This is a genomic window from Janthinobacterium sp. SUN118 (assembly GCF_030397695.1).
Taxonomy (GTDB): Bacteria; Pseudomonadota; Gammaproteobacteria; order Burkholderiales; family Burkholderiaceae_D; genus Janthinobacterium.
The window spans coordinates 349,361-366,983 of record NZ_JAPUBV010000004.1 but is presented as its reverse complement, the minus strand read 5'-3'; the positions used below and the strand labels follow the sequence as shown (position 1 = coordinate 366,983).

The window sequence follows — 17,623 nt, the reverse complement described above, 5'->3', positions numbered from 1 at the left end:
GGCACGGGCCGCTGCCGCGGTTTTGCCGTGAAGGCGGCGCTGGCATGGGGAAAATGCTTGCTTTAATTTTTACTTGATTCATTTGATAACTTGTTCAGCCCTGTCCGATGCGATACCCCGGGCTTTGTTATGATGGTGGTTTTGATCCACGCGAAACCCGTCATGTTCGAATTTCTTTTCAAGCGTTCTGCCAGCAAGCCATCCGCACCAGACCCTGTCGTGGCAGAACAGGCCGCCGCCTCGGCGCAGAGCGCATCGCGCCGCGCCGAACAGGTGGCGCGTGCCCATGCCGTGGCGGGCGACGAAGCCGCCGCCGTTGAATTCATCGTGTCCAGCGAATTTGCCGATGCCCGTCTGATCGCTGCCGAACACGTCCATGCCTTGCCCCTGCTGGAAAAAGTCCACCAGGCCATGCGCAACACGGACCGCCGCGTTGCCAAGTTGATGCAGGGCCGTATCGACTTGATCCGCCATCAGGCGGCCGAGACGCAGCGCGCCCAGGCCAGCATCGACACGGCGCAGCGCCTGTTGAGCGATGAAAAGCTGAGCCCGAACCAGGTGGCCGAGCTGGACCGCCAATGGCAGGTCATCAAGGCCACGCCCGAGCTGGCCGCCGCCTTTGCCGCCGCGCGTGCCGCGCTGGCCGCCCGCCTGGAAGCGCAAGTGCTGCTGCAGCGCGCCGTGATCGACGCCGTGGCCGCCGCGCGCGCGCTGGCGAGCAATGGCCAGTCCGCCGAGCAGCTGGCGCAGGCGCTGGCAAGCCTGGACGCGCAGCATGCACGCCACGCGCAGTCGCCCGAACGCGCTTCCTTGCCTAAACATCTGGAAAGCGACTTTGCCCAGGCGCGCGAGCAGGCGCAGTCCGCCCTGCAGGCGCTGCAGCAGCACCAGGCCGTGTTCGATGCGCGCCAGGTCGCGCTGGCCGGGTGGCAGGCGCAGGACGCTGCCACGCTCGACGCCGACACCTTGAAACGCGCCTGGCAAGCCTTGCCGCGCCTGCCCGAGTCGCCGCTGTCCGACAGCCTGCAGCAGCAATTTGCCGCCCTGCTGGCCAGCGCGCCGGCACCCGCGCACAGCGCCGTGGCCGCCGCCACGCCTGCGCAGGCCGAGCCAGCGTCGCGCAAGCCGCGTCAGGAGCATGCGCCCGTGTCCAAGGAAGCGACGGAACAGTTTGTCAAGACCCTCGACGCCATGGAAGCGGCGCTGCAGGATGGCTTGCTGCACGTGGCTTCCGAGCACGACAAGACCTTGCGCGATAGCAAGCATGGCCGCCTGACGCCGGCCCAGTCCGACCGCCTGGCCCATGTGCGCGCCGAATTCAAGCGCCTGGCCGACTGGGCGCGCTGGGGCGGCAACGTTTCGCGCGAAGAACTGGTCAAGGCGGGCGAGGAATTGCCGGCGCAGCAGCTGGCCATGGCCGAGCTGGCCAAGAAAGTGGGCAGCCTGCGCGAACGCTGGAAGTCGCTCGATACCCTGTCCGGCCCGGCGCCCAAATCCCTGTGGGAGCGTTTCGACGCGGCCTGCAGCGTGGCGTACGCACCGGCGGCCCAGCATTTCAAGCAGCTGGCCGAAGAACGCCACGGCAATGCGGCCAAGGCACAGGAACTGATTACGGAAACGGCGACCCTGGCTGCCGAGGAAAGTACCGACTGGAAACACATCGCTTCCGCCTCGCAGCGCTTGCGCCAGGCCTGGACGCGCCTGGGCACCATCGACCGCAAGGAAAAGAAACGCCTGGACGCCGAGTTCGGCGCCGCGCTGGATGCGCTGTCGAAGCCGCTGGACACGCAGCGCCAGATCGAGACGGCGCGCCGCGAACAATTGATCGTCGAAGTGGGCTTGCTCAAGCCGTCCGAGCGCAACACGGTCGACATGCTGAAAGCCCTGCAGGATAAATGGCAGGAGCTGGCCAAGGCCCTGCCGCTGGAACGCCGCGCCGAACAGGCGCTGTGGCAGCGTTTCCGCGCCGCCTGCGACGATATCTTTGCCAGGCGCAAGGAAACGGCCCATGCTGCCGACCACGAGCGTCGCGAACACCTGCATGCGCGCGAAGCGCTGTGCGCGGCCCTGGAAACGGCGGTCGTGCCGGACGGCGACGACAAGGCCCGCACGGCTTTTATCAATCACTTGCTGCGCGACACGCGCGCCGCCTGGAACGCCACCGGTCCCGTGCCGCGTGCCAGCGAAGCGAAGATCGAGCAGCGCTACCAGGCGGCCGTTGCCGGCGTGCAGGCGCAGGCCGACGCCATCGCTGAGCGTGCCGGCGCGGCGCAGGCGAACGCCTTGCGCGACAAGCTGCGCCTGGCGCAGGCGCTGGAGACCGTCATCGCCGATGGCGGCGACAGCGCCGACGCGCAAGCGTGGGGCGAGCGCTGGAGCGCCTTGCCGCCGCTCGACGCCCAGTACGAACGCAGCCTGCAGCAGCGCTTTGCCGCCGCCCAGGCCGCGCTGGGCGAAGGCAGCGCCGCCTATGCGCAGCAATTGCAGGCCAACCAGGCCCGCTTGCTCGATGAAGTGCTGCGCCTGGAAATCGTCGCCGGCGTCGACAGCGGTGCCGAATTTGCCCGCGACCGCCTGAAGATGCAGGTGGAAGTGCTGCAATCGTCGCTGAAGTCGGGCCAGAAGCCGCTCACGCAAGTGTCGCAGCTGATGCAGCTGTGCGCGATACCCGCCAGTACCGATGCGCGCACGGCCAGCCGCATCGAAACCCTGCTGCGCCGCATCGGAGGCCATGCCAAATGAGCACTTCCGTCCGCGTCCAGCAGGCCGATTTTGACCTGACTCAAGAAATCGCACAATTGCGTGCAGGCAACCCCAAGGTGGGCGCCGTCGTCGGCTTTGTCGGCACGGTGCGCGACATGAACGAGGGGTTGGACGTGGCGGCCATGGAGCTCGAGCACTATCCGGGCATGACGGAAAAATCCATCGAGGCCATCGTCGAGCAGGCGTGCGCGCGCTGGCCGCTGTCCGGTGCGCTGGTGATCCACCGCGTCGGCCCCTTGCTGCCGCAGGAGCAGATCGTGCTGGTGGCCGTGTCGTCCGCGCACCGGGGCGAGGCGTTCGCCGCCTGCGAGTTCATCATCGACTACCTGAAGACGGAAGCGCCGTTCTGGAAGAAGGAAGACACGCCCGACGGGGCGCGCTGGGTCGATGCGCGCGACAGCGACGAGACGGCCCTGGACAAATGGGCGGCAAAAGCAAGCCCCATTTGAAGCGTGCGCGCGGCACACGGTAGCATTTGCCCAAGTGCATCGGTTTTCTGCTTTGTGTATGCTTGAAAAGTACTGCCTCACCCCAATTTGGTTAACAACTAATTAACCGGGAGCGCTTTTCATGCGACAAGATAAACTGACTACCAAATTACAGGAAGCCCTGGCCGATGCGCAAAGCTTGGCCGTGGGCAATGACAATCCCTATATCGAACCAGTCCACCTGCTGACGGCCCTGTTGAACCAGGACGACGGCGGCGCCCGCTCGCTGCTGCAGCGGGCCGGCGTCAACGTGGGCGGCCTGTCCAAGGCCCTGGGCGCCTCCATCGAACGCCTGCCGAAAGTGTCGGGCACGGGCGGCGACGTGCAGGTCAGCCGCGAATTCGTGGCCTTGCTGAACCTGGCCGACAAGGAATCGCAGAAGGCGGGCGACCAGTTCGTTTCCAGCGAGATGGTCTTGCTGGCGATGACGGAAGACAAGTCCGACTGCGGCAAGCTGGCGCGCGAAAATGGCTTGAGCCGCAAGGCGCTGGAAGCGGCCATCGAGGCTGTGCGCGGCGGCAACAAGGTCGATTCGCAAGAGGCCGAAGGCCAGCGCGAAGCCTTGAAAAAATACACCCTGGACCTGACGGAGCGGGCGCGCAAGGGCAAGCTCGACCCCGTGATCGGCCGCGACGATGAAATCCGCCGCACCATCCAGATCCTGCAGCGCCGCAGCAAGAACAACCCCGTGCTGATCGGCGAACCGGGCGTGGGCAAGACCGCCATCGTCGAAGGCCTGGCGCAGCGCATCGTCAACGGCGAAGTGCCCGAATCGCTGAAAGGCAAGCGCGTACTCTCGCTGGATATGGCGGCCTTGCTGGCCGGCGCGAAATTCCGCGGCGAATTCGAGGAGCGGCTGAAATCCGTGCTGAAGGAACTGGCCATGGATGAAGGGCAAACCATCGTCTTCATCGACGAGATGCACACCATGGTGGGCGCCGGCAAGGCCGAAGGCGCGATGGACGCCGGCAATATGCTGAAACCGGCGCTGGCGCGCGGCGAACTCCACTGCGTGGGCGCCACCACGCTCGACGAGTACCGCAAGTACATCGAGAAGGATGCCGCGCTGGAGCGCCGCTTCCAGAAAGTGCTGGTCGACGAGCCGACCGTGGAAGCGACCATCGCCATCCTGCGCGGCTTGCAGGACAAGTATGCGCTGCACCACAAGGTGGAAATCACGGACGCGGCCATCATTGCCGCGGCCGAACTGTCGCACCGCTACATCACGGACCGCTTCCTGCCCGACAAGGCGATCGACCTGATCGATGAAGCGGCGGCGAAGATCAAGATCGAGATCGATTCCAAGCCGGAAGTGATGGACAAGCTGGAACGCCGTTTGATCCAGCTGAAGATCGAGCGCGAAGCCGTGAAGAAGGAAAAAGACGATGCGTCGTTGCGTCGCCTGGGCCTGATCGAGGAAGAAATCGCCAAGCTGCAGCGCGAATACAATGACTTCGAGGAAATCCTGAAGGCGGAAAAGGCCGTGGTGCAAGGCAGCACGCACATCAAGGAAGAGATTGAGAACGTCAAGCTGCAGATGGAGCAGGCGACGCGCGAGAGCAACTGGCAGAAAGTGTCGGAATTGCAATATGGCAAGCTGCCGCAGCTGGAAGCCCAGCTCAAGCAGGCCGACAGCGGCATGCCGAAGGTCGATCCCGACCATCCGAAGCTGCTGCGCACGGAAGTGGGCGCCGAGGAAATCGCCGAAGTGGTGTCGCGCGCGACGGGCATTCCCGTGTCGCGCATGATGCAGGGCGAACGCGACAAGCTGCTGCACATCGAAGAGAAACTGCACGAGCGCGTGGTGGGCCAGGATGAAGCGATCACGGCCGTGGCCGACGCCATCCGCCGTTCGCGCGCCGGCTTGAGCGACCCGAACCGTCCATATGGCTCGTTCATGTTCCTGGGACCGACGGGCGTCGGCAAGACCGAGTTGAGCAAGGCGCTGGCGACCTTCCTGTTCGATACGGAAGAATCGATGATACGCATCGACATGAGCGAGTTCATGGAGAAGCATTCCGTGGCCCGCCTGATCGGTGCGCCGCCCGGCTATGTCGGCTACGACGAGGGCGGTTACCTGACGGAAGCCGTGCGCCGCAAGCCGTACAGCGTGATCCTGCTCGACGAAGTCGAGAAGGCGCACCCGGACGTCTTCAACGTGCTGCTGCAAGTGCTCGACGATGGACGCATGACGGACGGCCAGGGCCGCACGGTGGACTTCAAGAATACCGTCATCATCATGACCTCGAACCTCGGTTCGCATAAAATCCAGGCCATGGAAAGCGATGACCCCGGTGTCGTGAAGCTGGCCGTGATGGCCGAGGTGCGCTCGCACTTCCGTCCCGAGTTCGTCAACCGTATCGACGAAATCGTCGTGTTCCACGGCCTCGACGAGAAAAACATCGGCGCGATCGCGAAGATCCAGCTGAAGATTCTCGAAGAACGCCTGGCGCGCATGGACATGGCGCTGAGCTTGACGGACGCCGCCTTGCAGCAAATCGCCGAAGCGGGCTACGACCCGGTGTATGGTGCGCGTCCGCTGAAGCGGGCGATCCAGCAGCAGATCGAAAATCCGCTGTCGAAGCTGATCCTGGAAGGCAAGTTTGGCCCGAAAGACGAGATCCGCATCGACGCCCAGAATGGCAACCTGGTGTTTACGGGCGCCACGGTGGGGCTGGACAAGGTGTAACGTTGTCCGGGGCCTGGCCCCGGCAGTGAAAGCAGGGCGGTATCGGGCTGGACCTGATGCCGCCCTTCTTGCTATCATCGGCACTATTTTCTGACTAATTCCGGAGGCGGTACGATGGCAAACACATGGCAAGCAGGGCGGCGCATTCGAGTGGGATTGACCTTGGCGGCAGCCGTGCTGGCATTGCCTGCCTACGCCCAGGAAGAGAAAGTACTGAACATCTACAACTGGTCGGACTATATCGGCGACGATACGATCAAGAATTTTGAGAAGGAAACGGGCATCAAGGTGCGCTACGACGTTTTCGACAACAACGAAATCCTCAACGCAAAACTGGTGGCGGGCAAGTCCGGCTATGACATCGTCGTGCCGACGGCCCAGTGGGCGCGCCTGCAGATCGATGCGGGCCTGCTGCGTAAACTCGACAAGAGCAAGCTGACGAACCTGGGCAACCTCGATCCGGGCCTGCAGGCGAAGCTGTCGAAGATCGACCCGAACAACGATTACCTGGTCGACTGGCTGTGGGGCTACACGACCGTGGGCATCAACGTCAACAAGGTCAAGGCGGCGCTGGGCGGCATGCCCATGCCCGAGAACGCCTGGGACCTGGTCTTCGACCCGAAATACGCGTCGAAGCTGAAGTCGTGCGGCGTCTCCTTCCTCGACTCGCCGTCGGAAGTGCTGCCGGCCGCGCTGCAATACCTGGGCAAGCCCGCGTATTCGAAAGCCAGCGCCGACTACCAGGAAGCGGGCAAGGTGCTGCAGGCGATCCGCCCCTACGTTACCCTGTTCAGCTCGTCAGGCTACATCAATGACATGGCCAACGGCTCCGTCTGCGTTGCGCTGGGCTGGTCGGGCGACATCAATATCGCGCGCCAGCGCGCCATCGACGCGAAAAACGGCAACGTGATCCAGGTGCTGGTGCCGAAGACGGCCGCGCTGATGTTCGACACCATGGCCATCCCCGCCGACGCGCCGCACCCGGGCAACGCGCACCTGTTCATCAACTACATCCTGCGTCCGCAAGTGCATGCCAGCCTGAGCAACAAGGTCTTCTACGCGAATCCGAATCCTGCCAGCATCAAGTATGTGCGCAAGGACATCGGCGAGAACAAGGCCATCTTCCTGCCGGACGCCGACAAGCAGCGCATGGCCGCGCCGGAAGCGACCACGGCCGATATCCGCCGCCTGATGACGCGCATCTATACGAAGTTCAAGACGGGAGTGTGAGGTAGGGGCGCCCTGCAAAACGGTGGCGGGCGCAAGGGCGTTGTGATCGCGAAGCGGAACTGTGCCGTGCACGGGGCCGCTGCGGCAGCGAGCATCGCCGCTTGCAAATCGCCACGCGCAGTACGTTTTGTCGGGAGATACAAGGATGGCGCGAGAGACGGACCTGTAGGCCGTCGCTGGCGCCATGCGATAGTGCCGAGGTGAACACTACTCGTGGTAGCGATCCATCAGCTTGTGGTTGCTGCCGCGCATTTCTTCGATCAGTTCAAAGGCGACGAAGCCGATGATGGCGGCGAAGATGGCGATGAAGAGAAAAACGAGGAAGGTTAACATGGTCTTTCAGCCGCCGTTGGACGGCTGTCCGCTGGGTTGCTCAAGGTGACAGGGCAGTGCTCCGACACGTAGTTGATGCAATTAAACTCTAGCAGATCGGCCGCGCTTTACAAGGCTGCCGTGTTGTAAATTCCACCAGTATTTGTTCCAGCGCATTATTTTTCATTTTTCCCTGTCTGACCACCAGGCCATGCGCCAGCACGGCCTTCAGATACACGCTGACGGGTTCGTCCGTTTCGTGCCGGGAAAACCTGTCCATCCTGCGCTGGCCTCGCGCATTGCCCCTATTTCACGACGAGATCATGCGCCATCACGGCCTTTCAATACACGCTGACGGATTCGCCTGGTTCGTGCCGGGAAAACCTGTCCATCCAGCGCTGGCCTTGCGCATTTCCCCTATTTCACGACGAGATCATGCGCCATCACGGCCTTCAGATAAACGCTGACGGGATCGCCTGGTTCGCGCTGGGAGAACCACCAGGCGCTGGCCTTGCGCATTTCCCATTCCTGCTCTTCGCCCGTCAGCAGCAGGGCGGCCGCCTGGCCCAGGGTGGGCTGGTGGCCGACGATGAGTACGGTTTCCTTGCCGCCGGGCCAGTTGGCCGCCTTCAGGATGTCTTCCGCTTCCGCGCCGGGCGCCAGTTCCGGCATCAGCTTGAACTTGCGTCCCAGTGCCTCGGCCGTCTGCAGGGTGCGCAGGGCCGGGCTGACGAGGATGCGGCAATTCTCGGGCAATTGCGAAGCGAGCCATTCGCCCATGCGGCGTGCCTGTTTCTGTCCCTTGACTGTCAGTGCGCGCTCCAGGTCCGGCACGCCCGGTTCGGCTTCTGCGTGCCGCCACAAGATGAGGTCCATGCTGTACTCCTCTGTGTTGAACGTCGTTATCGCTTATTCGCCGACCTCCGCGCCCGGCGTGCCCAGTGTCTGCATCAGGTATTGCTGGGCGCTGAACGGGCTTTGCTTGCCGCGCGGCTTGCGGCGCGCATAGTGGCCCGTCGGCTCCAGTTCCCATGCATTCGTATTATCCTTCAAATACGGATTCAGGCCTTCGGCGATCACGCGCCGCTTCAGCGCCCGGTCGAGTATCGGGAAGGCCACTTCCACGCGGCGGAACAGGTTGCGGCTCATCCAGTCCGCGCTGGCCAGGTAGACATCGTGCGCCAGGTCATTGCGGAAGTAATAAATGCGGCTATGCTCGAGGAAACGCCCGATCACGGAGCGCACCTTGATGTTTTCCGACAGCCCAGGCACGCCCGGCTTCAGGGTACAGGCGCCGCGCACGATCAGGTCGATCTTCACGCCATCGGTCGAGGCCGCATACAGGGCGCGGATCACGGATTCGTCGACGAGCGCGTTGACCTTGACGATGATGCGTCCGCGCCGGCCCGAGCGGGCGATCTTCGCCTCGTTGCGGATAGCCTTGATGATCTCGCTTTGCAGGCCGAACGGCGCCAGCCACAGGTGGTTCAGGTTGTGCGGCTTGGTCAGGCTGGTCAGGTGGATGAAGACTTCATTCACTTCCACGGCCAGGTCCTGGTTCGCCGTCAGCAAGCCGAAGTCCGTGTACAGCTTGGTGGTGGTGGGGTGGTAGTTGCCGGTGCCCAAATGCGCATAGAAGCGCAGCGCGCCTTCTTCGCGACGGATGACGAGCGCCACCTTGGCGTGGGTTTTCAGGCCGACGACGCCGTACACGACTTGCGCGCCAGCCTGCTCGAGCTTGTCGGCCCAGTTGATATTGGCTTCCTCGTCGAAACGCGCCATCAGTTCCACGATGACGGTCACTTCCTTGCCCATCTTCGCCGCCGTGATCAAAGACTCCATCAAGTCCGAGTTCATGCCCGTGCGATAGATGGTTTGCTTGATGGCGACGACGGATGGATCGTAGGCGGCGCTGCGGATGAAGTCGATGACCGTCTGGAATGACTGGTAGGGGTGGTGCAGCAGGATGTCGTGCTTGTTCAGCGCGGCAAAGATGTCGTTGCCGATGGCTTTGTGCGCGAGGCCGGGGAAGAACGGCGGGAAACGCAGCGCGGGCTGCTTGACGTGGTCGATCATCTCCGACAGGCGCACCAGGTTGACGGGGCCGTTGACGCGGTACAGGCGGCTTTGATCCAGGTTGAACTGGTCGAGCAGGAACTGTGACAATTCCGGCGGACAATTGCGTGCCACTTCCAGGCGCACGGAGGTGCCGAACTGACGGCCCACGAGTTCGCCCTTCAGGGCCTGGCGCAGGTTCTTGACTTCATCTTCGTCGACCCACAGGTCGCTGTCGCGCGTGACGCGGAACTGCGAATAGGCAATCACTTCGCGCCCGGCGAACAGGTCGGAAATGTGCGCATGGATGACGGACGACAATAAACAGAAGGACACGCCGTCGCCGGAAATCTCGTCCGGCAGCTTGATGACGCGCGGCAAGACGCGGGGCGCCTTGACGATGGCGATGGCCGTGCCGCGGCCGAATGCATCCTTGCCGCTCAGCGACACGATGAAGTTGAGACTCTTGTTGACCACTTGCGGGAACGGGTGGGCCGGGTCGAGGCCGATCGGCGTCAGCAGGGGCCGCACTTCGCGGTCGAAGTATTGCTTTACCCACGCGCGCTGCGCCTCGTTGCGGTCGCTGTCGCGCAGCAAATGTACGCCCGCTTCGCGCAGGGCCGGCAAGACGTCGCTATTTAATATCTCGTACTGGCGTTCCACCAGCGCATGGCATTCCTTGCCGATGCGCTCCAGGTTGGCCGCCAGGACAGGGTGGCCGGCCAGCGAACCGCCGATGCTGCCGGCCGCCAGCAGGCTGGCCACGCGCACCTCGAAGAACTCATCCATGTTGCTGCTGACGATGCACAGGTAGCGCAGGCGCTCGAGCAGGGGAATGTTCGGGTCTTCCGCCTGGGCCATCACGCGCCGGTTGAAAGTCAGTTGCGACAGCTCGCGGTCAAGCAGGATGCCCGATTTGGTCACTTCCATGTGCAGTTCAGGTTTCATATTCTTTTGTCTTTGCAGATGATTAATTCTAGCGGTATTTTTGCTTGTATGACGCGCAATGAGTGTAATCATGAAATATGACGTAGCCGTGACATATTCTGTCATAAAGCATGGGAGCGGATGTCATTTTCGGCCGTCAAAACGGCGATTTCCCGGGCGTAGGCAAATATTTCAAGAAATCTGACGCATGTCATAAAGCTGTCATATTCGCTTGCTAGACTGCGCAGCATTCAACCGGGACTTTGAGCCCTAACAACCCTGAGGACTTGATATGCAAATGAAGCAAATGTTCAAATTTATCGTCGTGGGTGCTTCGGCAGCGATGGCATTTTCTTCCGCTTCCGTCATGGCGGCAGATATGACAGGTGCTGGTGCAACCTTCCCGTACCCGATCTACGCCAAATGGGCTGAGACCTACAAAGCCAACACCGGCAACGGCCTGAACTACCAGTCCGTCGGCTCCGGCGCCGGCATCAAGCAAATCAAGGCCAAGACTGTTGAATTCGGCGCATCCGACATGCCTTTGAAGGCGGAAGAGCTGGAAGAAGCCGGTCTGATGCAATTCCCGGCCATCATGGGCGGCGTGGTCACCATCGTCAACCTGGACGGCGTGACCCCAGGCCAGCTGAAAATGACGGGCAAAGTCGTTGGCGACATCTACCTGGGCAAGATCACCAAGTGGAGCGCTCCCGAGATCGCCGCACTGAACACGGGCGTCAAGCTGCCGGATACGGAAATCACCGTGGTGCACCGCGCCGACGGTTCGGGCACCTCGTTCCTGTTCACCGACTTCCTGTCGAAAACCAACCCGGAATTCAAATCGAAAATCGGTGCTGGCTCGGCTGTGAAGTGGGCCGTGGGCGTAGGCGGCAAGGGTAACGAAGGCGTCGCCGCCAACGTGCAGCGTATCAAGGGTTCGATCGGCTACGTCGAGTGGGCTTACGCCAAGAAAAACAAGATGTCGCACACCCAGCTGCAAAACAAGGACGGCAACTTCCTGCAACCGGACGACGAGAACTTCAAGGCCGCTGCCGCTTCCGCACCATGGACGCAAACCCCAGGCTTCGGCGTGGTCTTGACCGACCAGGCTGGCAAGAACAGCTGGCCGATCACGGGCGTGTCGTTCATCCTGATGCACAAAGTCCAGGCTGACGCAGCCAAGGCAAAAGAAGTGCTGAAATTCTTCGACTGGGCCTACAAAAATGGCGGTCCTGCTGCCGTTGAACTGGACTACGTGCCGATGCCGGCATCGGTCATCAAGCTGGTGCAGGAATCGTGGAAAGCCAACCTGAAAGACGCATCGGGCAAGTCGATCTACTGATCCGCTAGCTTGAGCATATAAGTACCGATCCTTGTCCCGCCAGCAGCACGGCGGGACAGGGGGTTAGCCAGGACCGCCCGCAAGCCCTTGCAGACGGTCCCGGCTAAAAGAATAAAGAGAATAAAAGCAACGACACCTGACAAAACCGTCGTGAGCGGAAGGGAGTTGCGGTCGAGAAGCGCCACTGTACGAAGGTACGGCGAGCATCGCAGGCCGAGACCGACGACGCGCAACAGGTTTTGACAGGCGTATTAAAACAGCAAGACCGGCAGTACCACCCACATCTGGCACAATATGAGCGCACAATCTACCTCCTCCACGATCCCCATGCCAGGCGGCACCATGACCGATTCCATCAGTCACGCGCAAATGCTTTCCACCATGCGCAAGCAGCGTATCCAGGATTTTTTGTTCCACAAGGTGACGATGCTGTTCGCCCTGTCGGTGCTGATCGTCCTGGTGGGCATCATCATTTCGCTGATCATGGAATCGATTCCCGCCTTCCGCACCTTCGGCCTGCATTTCATCGTCTCGGCCGAGTGGGACCCCGTCAATGACCAGTACGGCGCCCTGATCCCCATCATCGGCACCCTGGTGACGTCGGTCATCGCCTTGCTGATCGCGTTCCCCGTCAGCTTCGGCATCGCCCTGTTCCTCACGGAAATCTGCCCGGCCTGGCTGCGCCGCCCGCTGGGCACGGCCGTCGAGCTGCTGGCCGGCGTGCCGTCGATCATCTACGGCATCTGGGGCCTGTTCGTGTTTGCGCCCCTGTTTGCCGACCACGTCCAGCCCATCCTGAAAGCCACCCTGGGTAACGTGCCCATCATCGGCCCCCTGTTCAGCGGCCCCATGATGGGCATCGGCCTGTTGACGGCCGGCCTGGTGCTGGCCATCATGATCATCCCCTTCATCGCCTCGGTGATGCGCGACGTGTTTGAAATCGTCCCTGCCGTGCTGAAGGAATCGGCCTACGGCCTGGGCTGCACGCGCTGGGAAGTGGTGCGCAAGATCGTGCTGCCTTACACCAAGACGGGCGTCGTCGGCGGCGTCATGCTGGGCCTGGGCCGCGCGCTGGGCGAAACCATGGCCGTGACCTTCGTCATCGGCAACGCCAACAAGCTGTCGTGGTCGCTGTTTGCCGCCGGTAACAGCATCACCTCCTTGCTGGCCAATGAATTCGGCGAAGCGCAGTCCGAGCTGCACGTGGCGTCGCTGTTCTCGCTGGCCCTGATCCTGTTTGTCATCACCTTTATCGTCTTATCCGCCGCCAAGCTGATGCTGGCTGGCATGTCCCGCAAGGAAGGCACGAAATGAGCCAGCTCAGCCAAGTTAGCACCCTCGACGCTCCGGCCAAGCCGGCCATGAACCCCGTCTACCGCAAGCGATTGCTGATGCACCGCATCGGCATCGCCCTGTCGGTGGCCGCCATGGCCCTGGGCCTGGCCGTGCTCGTGTGGATCCTGTTCACCCTGGTGGTGAAGGGCTTTGGCGCCCTGTCGGTCGACCTGTTCACGCAAACGACGCCGGCGCCGGGCAGCGAAGGCGGTGGCCTGATCAACGCCATCGTCGGCAGCGCCCTGATGGTGGGCCTGGCCACCGTGGTCAGCACGCCGATCGGCATCCTGGCTGGCATCTACCTGGCCGAATACGGCGAAGAAAACAAGCTGGCGCAAGTGACGCGCTTCGTGACGGACATCATGCTGTCGGCGCCATCGATCGTCATCGGCCTGTTCGTGTATGCGCTGTACGTGGCCCACGTCAAACATTTCTCGGGTTACGCCGGCGCCATCGCCCTGTCGCTGATCGCCGTGCCGGTGGTGGTGCGCACGACGGACAATATGCTGCGCCTGGTGCCGAACAGCCTGCTGGAAGCCGCGTTTGCCCTGGGCGCGCCGCGCTGGAAGGTCGCCACCCTGGTGCGCTTGCGCGCCGTCAAGGCTGGCGTCATCACGGGCGTGCTGCTGGCCCTGGCCCGCATCGCCGGCGAAACGGCGCCGCTGCTGTTCACGGCCCTGAATAACCAGTTCCAAAGCTTCAACATGAATGCGCCGATGGCCAACTTGCCGTCCGTCATCGCTTCGTTTGCGATGAGCCCGTACGACAACTGGCGCTCGCTGGCCTGGGGCGGCGCACTGCTGATCACCTTCAGCGTGCTGGCCTTAAATATCCTGTCGCGCACCGTGTTCAGCCAAAAAGTCCCTAATTAAACAGATATCGAGCGAAGCGAACCCACATGAATACGCAAATGAATCCAGCCCAAGACCTGGCACCAAAGAAGAAAACCATCGAGATTTCGGGCCTGAACTTTTTTTACGGCAAAACGCAAAGCTTGCATAACGTCAATCTCGATATCCACGAGAAGAAGGTGACGGCCTTCATCGGCCCGTCCGGTTGCGGTAAATCAACCTTGCTGCGCACCTTGAACCGCATGTATGACCTGTATCCGGGCCAGCGCGCGGAAGGCTCGATCCTGTACCGCGGCCGCAACGTGCTTGACGCCGACCAGGACGTCAACATGCTGCGCGCCAAGGTCGGCATGGTGTTCCAGAAACCAACGCCGTTCCCCATGTCCGTCTACGACAATATCGCCTTTGGCGTGCGCCTGTATGAAGACCTGTCGAAAGGCGAGATGGACGAGCGCGTCGAGTGGGCCCTGAAGAAGGCCGCGCTGTGGGGCGAAGTCAAGGACAAGCTGTCGAAGAGCGGCCTGTCGCTGTCGGGCGGCCAGCAGCAGCGCCTGTGCATCGCGCGCGGCGTGGCGGTGAAGCCGGACGTGCTGTTGCTTGACGAGCCGACCTCGGCGCTGGACCCGATCTCGACCTCGAAGGTGGAAGAACTGATCAGCGAACTGAAACAGGATTACACGATCGCCATCGTGACGCACAATATGCAGCAGGCGGCGCGCTGCTCCGACTACACGGCCTATATGTACCTGGGCGAACTGGTGGAATTCGGCGAAACGGACCAGATCTTCATGAATCCGGCCCGCAAGGAAACGCAGGATTACATCACGGGCCGCTTCGGCTGATCCACCCGCATAGCCATATATACAAGACAACTGAATACGGAGAGACGGCATGATAGGCGAACATTCATCCAAACAATACGACAACGAACTCGAAGCGATCCGCTCGAAAGTGCTCCTGATGGGCGGCATCGTTGAAACCCAGTTCCTCGACGCGATGACGTGCTTTCGCATCGGCAATCCGGAACGCGCCGACCGCGTGATGCGCGAAGACGACGTCGTCAACCAGCTGGAAGTGTCGCTCGACGACGCCTGCAGCCACCTGATCGTGCGCCGCCAGCCGGCCGCCAACGACTTGCGCACCATCATGGCCACCATCAAGGTGATTACCGACCTCGAGCGCGTAGGCGACGAGGCGACAAAAATCGCCCGCGTGGCGAAGAATCTGCACAAGCGCGGCAACGCCGTCGTCAACCATTACGAGATGGTGCGCGGCATCGCCAACACGGCCACCGACATGCTGCACGACGCGCTGGACGCGTTCGCGCGCAACGATGGCAAGCAGGCATTACAATTAATTGCACAAGATGCCATCATCGACCATGAGTTTCGGTCTATCATGCGCAACTTGATCACCTTTATGATGGAAGACCCGCGCACGATTTCGGCGGCGCTCGACACCCTGTGGGTGGCCAAGGCCATCGAACGGATCGGCGACCATGCGAAAAACATCGCCGAATACGTGATTTACGTGGTTGAAGGCAAGGACATCCGCCACACCAAGGTGGCTGCTCCCGCCATTTCCGAGGAGCTCCCTGAGTAAGCTTTATGGCATCTGATAAAACCACGGTATTGATTGTTGAAGATGAGCCGGCCATCGTTGAACTGGTGACCTATTCGCTGCGCGAATCCGGCTGGAATTGCTGTTCTGTACAAAACGTCGCCGATGCCTGGGAATTCATCCAGCACCGCACGCCGCACCTGATCCTGCTGGACTGGATGCTGCCGGATCAAACGGGCTTGCGCCTGCTGTCGCGCATCCGCGCCGACCGCAATTTTGCCGCCATCCCCGTCATCATGCTCACCGCCAAGAGCATGGAAGAAGACAAGCTGGCCGGCCTGAACAGCGGGGCCGACGATTACGTCACCAAGCCGTTCTCGCCGCGCGAGCTGCTGGCGCGCGCCAAGGCGCTGTTGCGACGCAAGAGCCCGGAACACGCGCAGGCGCCCATGCGCGCCGGCAACGTGGCGCTGGATCCCGTCAGCTGCACCGTGATGATGGATGAACAGAAGATCGATATCGGCCATGCCGAATACAAGCTGCTGAAATTCCTGCTGGCCCATCCGGAGCGCGTGTTTTCGCGCAGCCAGCTGCTCGACAAGGTGTGGGGCGACCATGTGGTGATCGAGGAACGCACGGTCGATGTCCACGTATTGCGCTTGCGCAAAGCCTTGAAAGAGGCGGAAAGCCTGATCAAGACCGTGCGCAGCGTCGGCTACATGTTGTCTGAAAAATAAAGCTAGCCTCTATGAATCCGAAATTGCTGTTCTGGGTACCGGCCGCCTTGCGCATGGTGTTGGCGCTGCTGGGCGTGGCCGTCGTCTGGTATCTGTTCGGCGCCACGTATGCGCTGGGCATCGCCTTCGTGCTGATGGCCATGATGGTGTTCGTGCAGCTGTCCTATCTGTTCCAGCTGAGTAACTGGCTGGACAATCCGCAAAGCGCCAAGCTGCCCGACGGCTGGGGCGCCTGGACCAGCATTTTCGCGCGCCTGTACCGCATGCGCCGCGACGACGAGAAAAACCAGGCCGAGCTGACGGAATGGCTGGCGCGTTTCCGCCAGGCCATGCACCTGTTGCCGGACGGCGTCGTCATCATGGACGACGTGCTGTTCCTCGAATGGTGCAACCCTGCCGCCGAGAAGCACCTGGGCCTCACGCACGAGCGCGACAAGGGCATGCGCGTGACGAATCTGATCCGCAGCCCCGAGTTCATGGATTACATCATCCTGGGCCGCTACGACCAGCCGCTGACGATCACCTTCCGCAACCGCAAGCTGATCGTGCAGATCATTCCATTTGAAAACCGCCGCCAGATCCTCGTCACGCACGACGTGACGGAGACGGAACGCATCGAAATGATGCGCCGCGACTTCATCGCCAATGCCTCGCACGAATTGCGCACGCCGCTGACCGTCATCGTCGGCTTCCTGGAAATCGCCTCCGCCGAGCTGGACCTGGACGCCACCACGCGCGCCGCCCACCTCAAGCTGATGACGGAGCAGGGCCACCGCATGCAGCATCTGATCGAGGACATGCTGACGCTGTCGCGCCTGGAATCGGTCGACTATCCGCTGCGCCCCGAGCCCGTCGACGTCAAAAAGCTCATGCAGCAGGTCTTGCGCGATGCCAAGGGCTTGTCGGCCGGCAAGCACGAAATCACGATGGAATGCAAGGGCCCTGACGTGCTGGGCAGTTACGACGAGCTGTACAGCGCGTTCGGCAACCTGGCCTCGAACGCCGTGCGCTACACGCCGGCCGGCGGCACCATCACCCTGCGCTGGCAGGATGGCGCGGCGGGACCGCAATTCATCGCGCAGGATACGGGCATCGGCATCAGTCCCGAGCATATCTCGCGCCTGACCGAGCGTTTCTACCGCGTCGACAAGAGCCGGTCGCGCGAAACCCAGGGCACGGGCCTGGGCCTGGCCATCGTCAAGCACGTGCTGCTGCGCCACGGGGGCACCCTGGCCATCCAGTCCGTGGCCGACAAGGGCAGCAGTTTCATCGTCAGCATGCCGAAGTCCGTCGTCACGCCGCTGCAGGGCGAATTGCTGGTCAAGTAGCTGGCG

At 62.1% G+C, this 17,623-nt stretch carries 14 protein-coding genes; 11 read left to right on the top strand and 3 right to left on the bottom strand.

Annotated features, from left to right (window positions below; genetic code table 11):
• The first annotated feature begins 162 nt into the window (after positions 1 to 162).
• The 4 genes from O0880_RS23405 to O0880_RS23390 all read left to right on the top strand — a co-directional run bounded on the left by O0880_RS23405 (position 163) and on the right by O0880_RS23390 (position 7,170).
• Positions 163 to 2,742: a DUF349 domain-containing protein gene (locus O0880_RS23405; RefSeq protein WP_289889042.1), complete on the top strand. Its 2,580-nt coding sequence runs from the start codon at positions 163 to 165 to the stop codon at positions 2,740 to 2,742.
• On the top strand, positions 2,739 to 3,212 hold the full coding sequence (gene moaE, locus O0880_RS23400; RefSeq protein WP_289889041.1) for a molybdopterin synthase catalytic subunit MoaE: 474 nt from the start codon (positions 2,739 to 2,741) through the stop codon (positions 3,210 to 3,212). Before O0880_RS23405 ends, moaE begins: the two co-directional genes overlap by 4 nt.
• Positions 3,213 to 3,333: 121 nt before the next feature.
• A complete protein-coding gene (gene clpB / locus O0880_RS23395) occupies positions 3,334 to 5,940 on the top strand; it encodes an ATP-dependent chaperone ClpB (RefSeq protein ID WP_289889039.1) in 2,607 nt (868 codons plus the stop codon).
• 114 nt (positions 5,941 to 6,054) lie between these two features.
• Positions 6,055 to 7,170 carry a polyamine ABC transporter substrate-binding protein gene (locus tag O0880_RS23390; RefSeq protein ID WP_289889037.1) on the top strand — a complete coding sequence of 372 codons (1,116 nt, stop codon included), beginning with the start codon at positions 6,055 to 6,057 and terminating at the stop codon, positions 7,168 to 7,170.
• 207 nt (positions 7,171 to 7,377) lie between these two features.
• Here O0880_RS23390 and O0880_RS23385 read toward each other — a convergent pair whose 3' ends face one another.
• The 3 genes from O0880_RS23385 to ppk1 form a co-directional block, all read right to left on the bottom strand.
• Complete coding sequence (locus O0880_RS23385) at positions 7,378 to 7,503, bottom strand: hypothetical protein (protein ID WP_257786856.1); 126 nt, start codon at positions 7,501 to 7,503, stop codon at positions 7,378 to 7,380.
• A 396-nt stretch (positions 7,504 to 7,899) separates the two neighbouring features.
• A complete protein-coding gene (gene sixA, locus O0880_RS23380) occupies positions 7,900 to 8,358 on the bottom strand; it encodes a phosphohistidine phosphatase SixA (RefSeq protein WP_070304180.1) in 459 nt (152 codons plus the stop codon).
• Positions 8,359 to 8,391: 33 nt separating this feature from the next.
• The gene (gene ppk1, locus O0880_RS23375) at positions 8,392 to 10,485 is read right to left on the bottom strand and encodes a polyphosphate kinase 1 (RefSeq protein ID WP_289889034.1); all 2,094 of its coding nucleotides are present in this window, start codon (positions 10,483 to 10,485) and stop codon (positions 8,392 to 8,394) included.
• Positions 10,486 to 10,756: 271 nt separating this feature from the next.
• Between ppk1 and pstS the strand changes: the two genes are divergently transcribed.
• The 7 genes from pstS to phoR all read left to right on the top strand — a co-directional run bounded on the left by pstS (position 10,757) and on the right by phoR (position 17,617).
• Positions 10,757 to 11,806, top strand: a complete 1,050-nt coding sequence (pstS, locus tag O0880_RS23370) for a phosphate ABC transporter substrate-binding protein PstS (protein WP_071324415.1) — start codon at positions 10,757 to 10,759, stop codon at positions 11,804 to 11,806.
• A 342-nt stretch (positions 11,807 to 12,148) separates the two neighbouring features.
• Complete coding sequence (gene pstC / locus O0880_RS23365; protein WP_083412161.1) at positions 12,149 to 13,120, top strand: phosphate ABC transporter permease subunit PstC; 972 nt, start codon at positions 12,149 to 12,151, stop codon at positions 13,118 to 13,120.
• A complete protein-coding gene (pstA, locus tag O0880_RS23360; protein WP_289889033.1) occupies positions 13,117 to 14,013 on the top strand; it encodes a phosphate ABC transporter permease PstA in 897 nt (298 codons plus the stop codon). Before pstC ends, pstA begins: the two co-directional genes overlap by 4 nt.
• A gap of 26 nt (positions 14,014 to 14,039) precedes the next feature.
• Positions 14,040 to 14,834: a phosphate ABC transporter ATP-binding protein PstB gene (gene pstB, locus O0880_RS23355; RefSeq protein WP_029496304.1), complete on the top strand. Its 795-nt coding sequence runs from the start codon at positions 14,040 to 14,042 to the stop codon at positions 14,832 to 14,834.
• A 49-nt stretch (positions 14,835 to 14,883) separates the two neighbouring features.
• Positions 14,884 to 15,594, top strand: coding sequence for a phosphate signaling complex protein PhoU (gene phoU, locus O0880_RS23350; RefSeq protein ID WP_070218051.1), 711 nt, complete (start codon positions 14,884 to 14,886; stop codon positions 15,592 to 15,594).
• Positions 15,595 to 15,599: 5 nt separating this feature from the next.
• Positions 15,600 to 16,289, top strand: a complete 690-nt coding sequence (locus tag O0880_RS23345) for a response regulator (RefSeq protein WP_034755074.1) — start codon at positions 15,600 to 15,602, stop codon at positions 16,287 to 16,289.
• An 11-nt stretch (positions 16,290 to 16,300) separates the two neighbouring features.
• Entirely contained in the window at positions 16,301 to 17,617 is a 1,317-nt protein-coding gene (gene phoR / locus O0880_RS23340) for a phosphate regulon sensor histidine kinase PhoR (RefSeq protein WP_071324412.1), read from the top strand.
• Positions 17,618 to 17,623 lie beyond the last annotated feature (6 nt).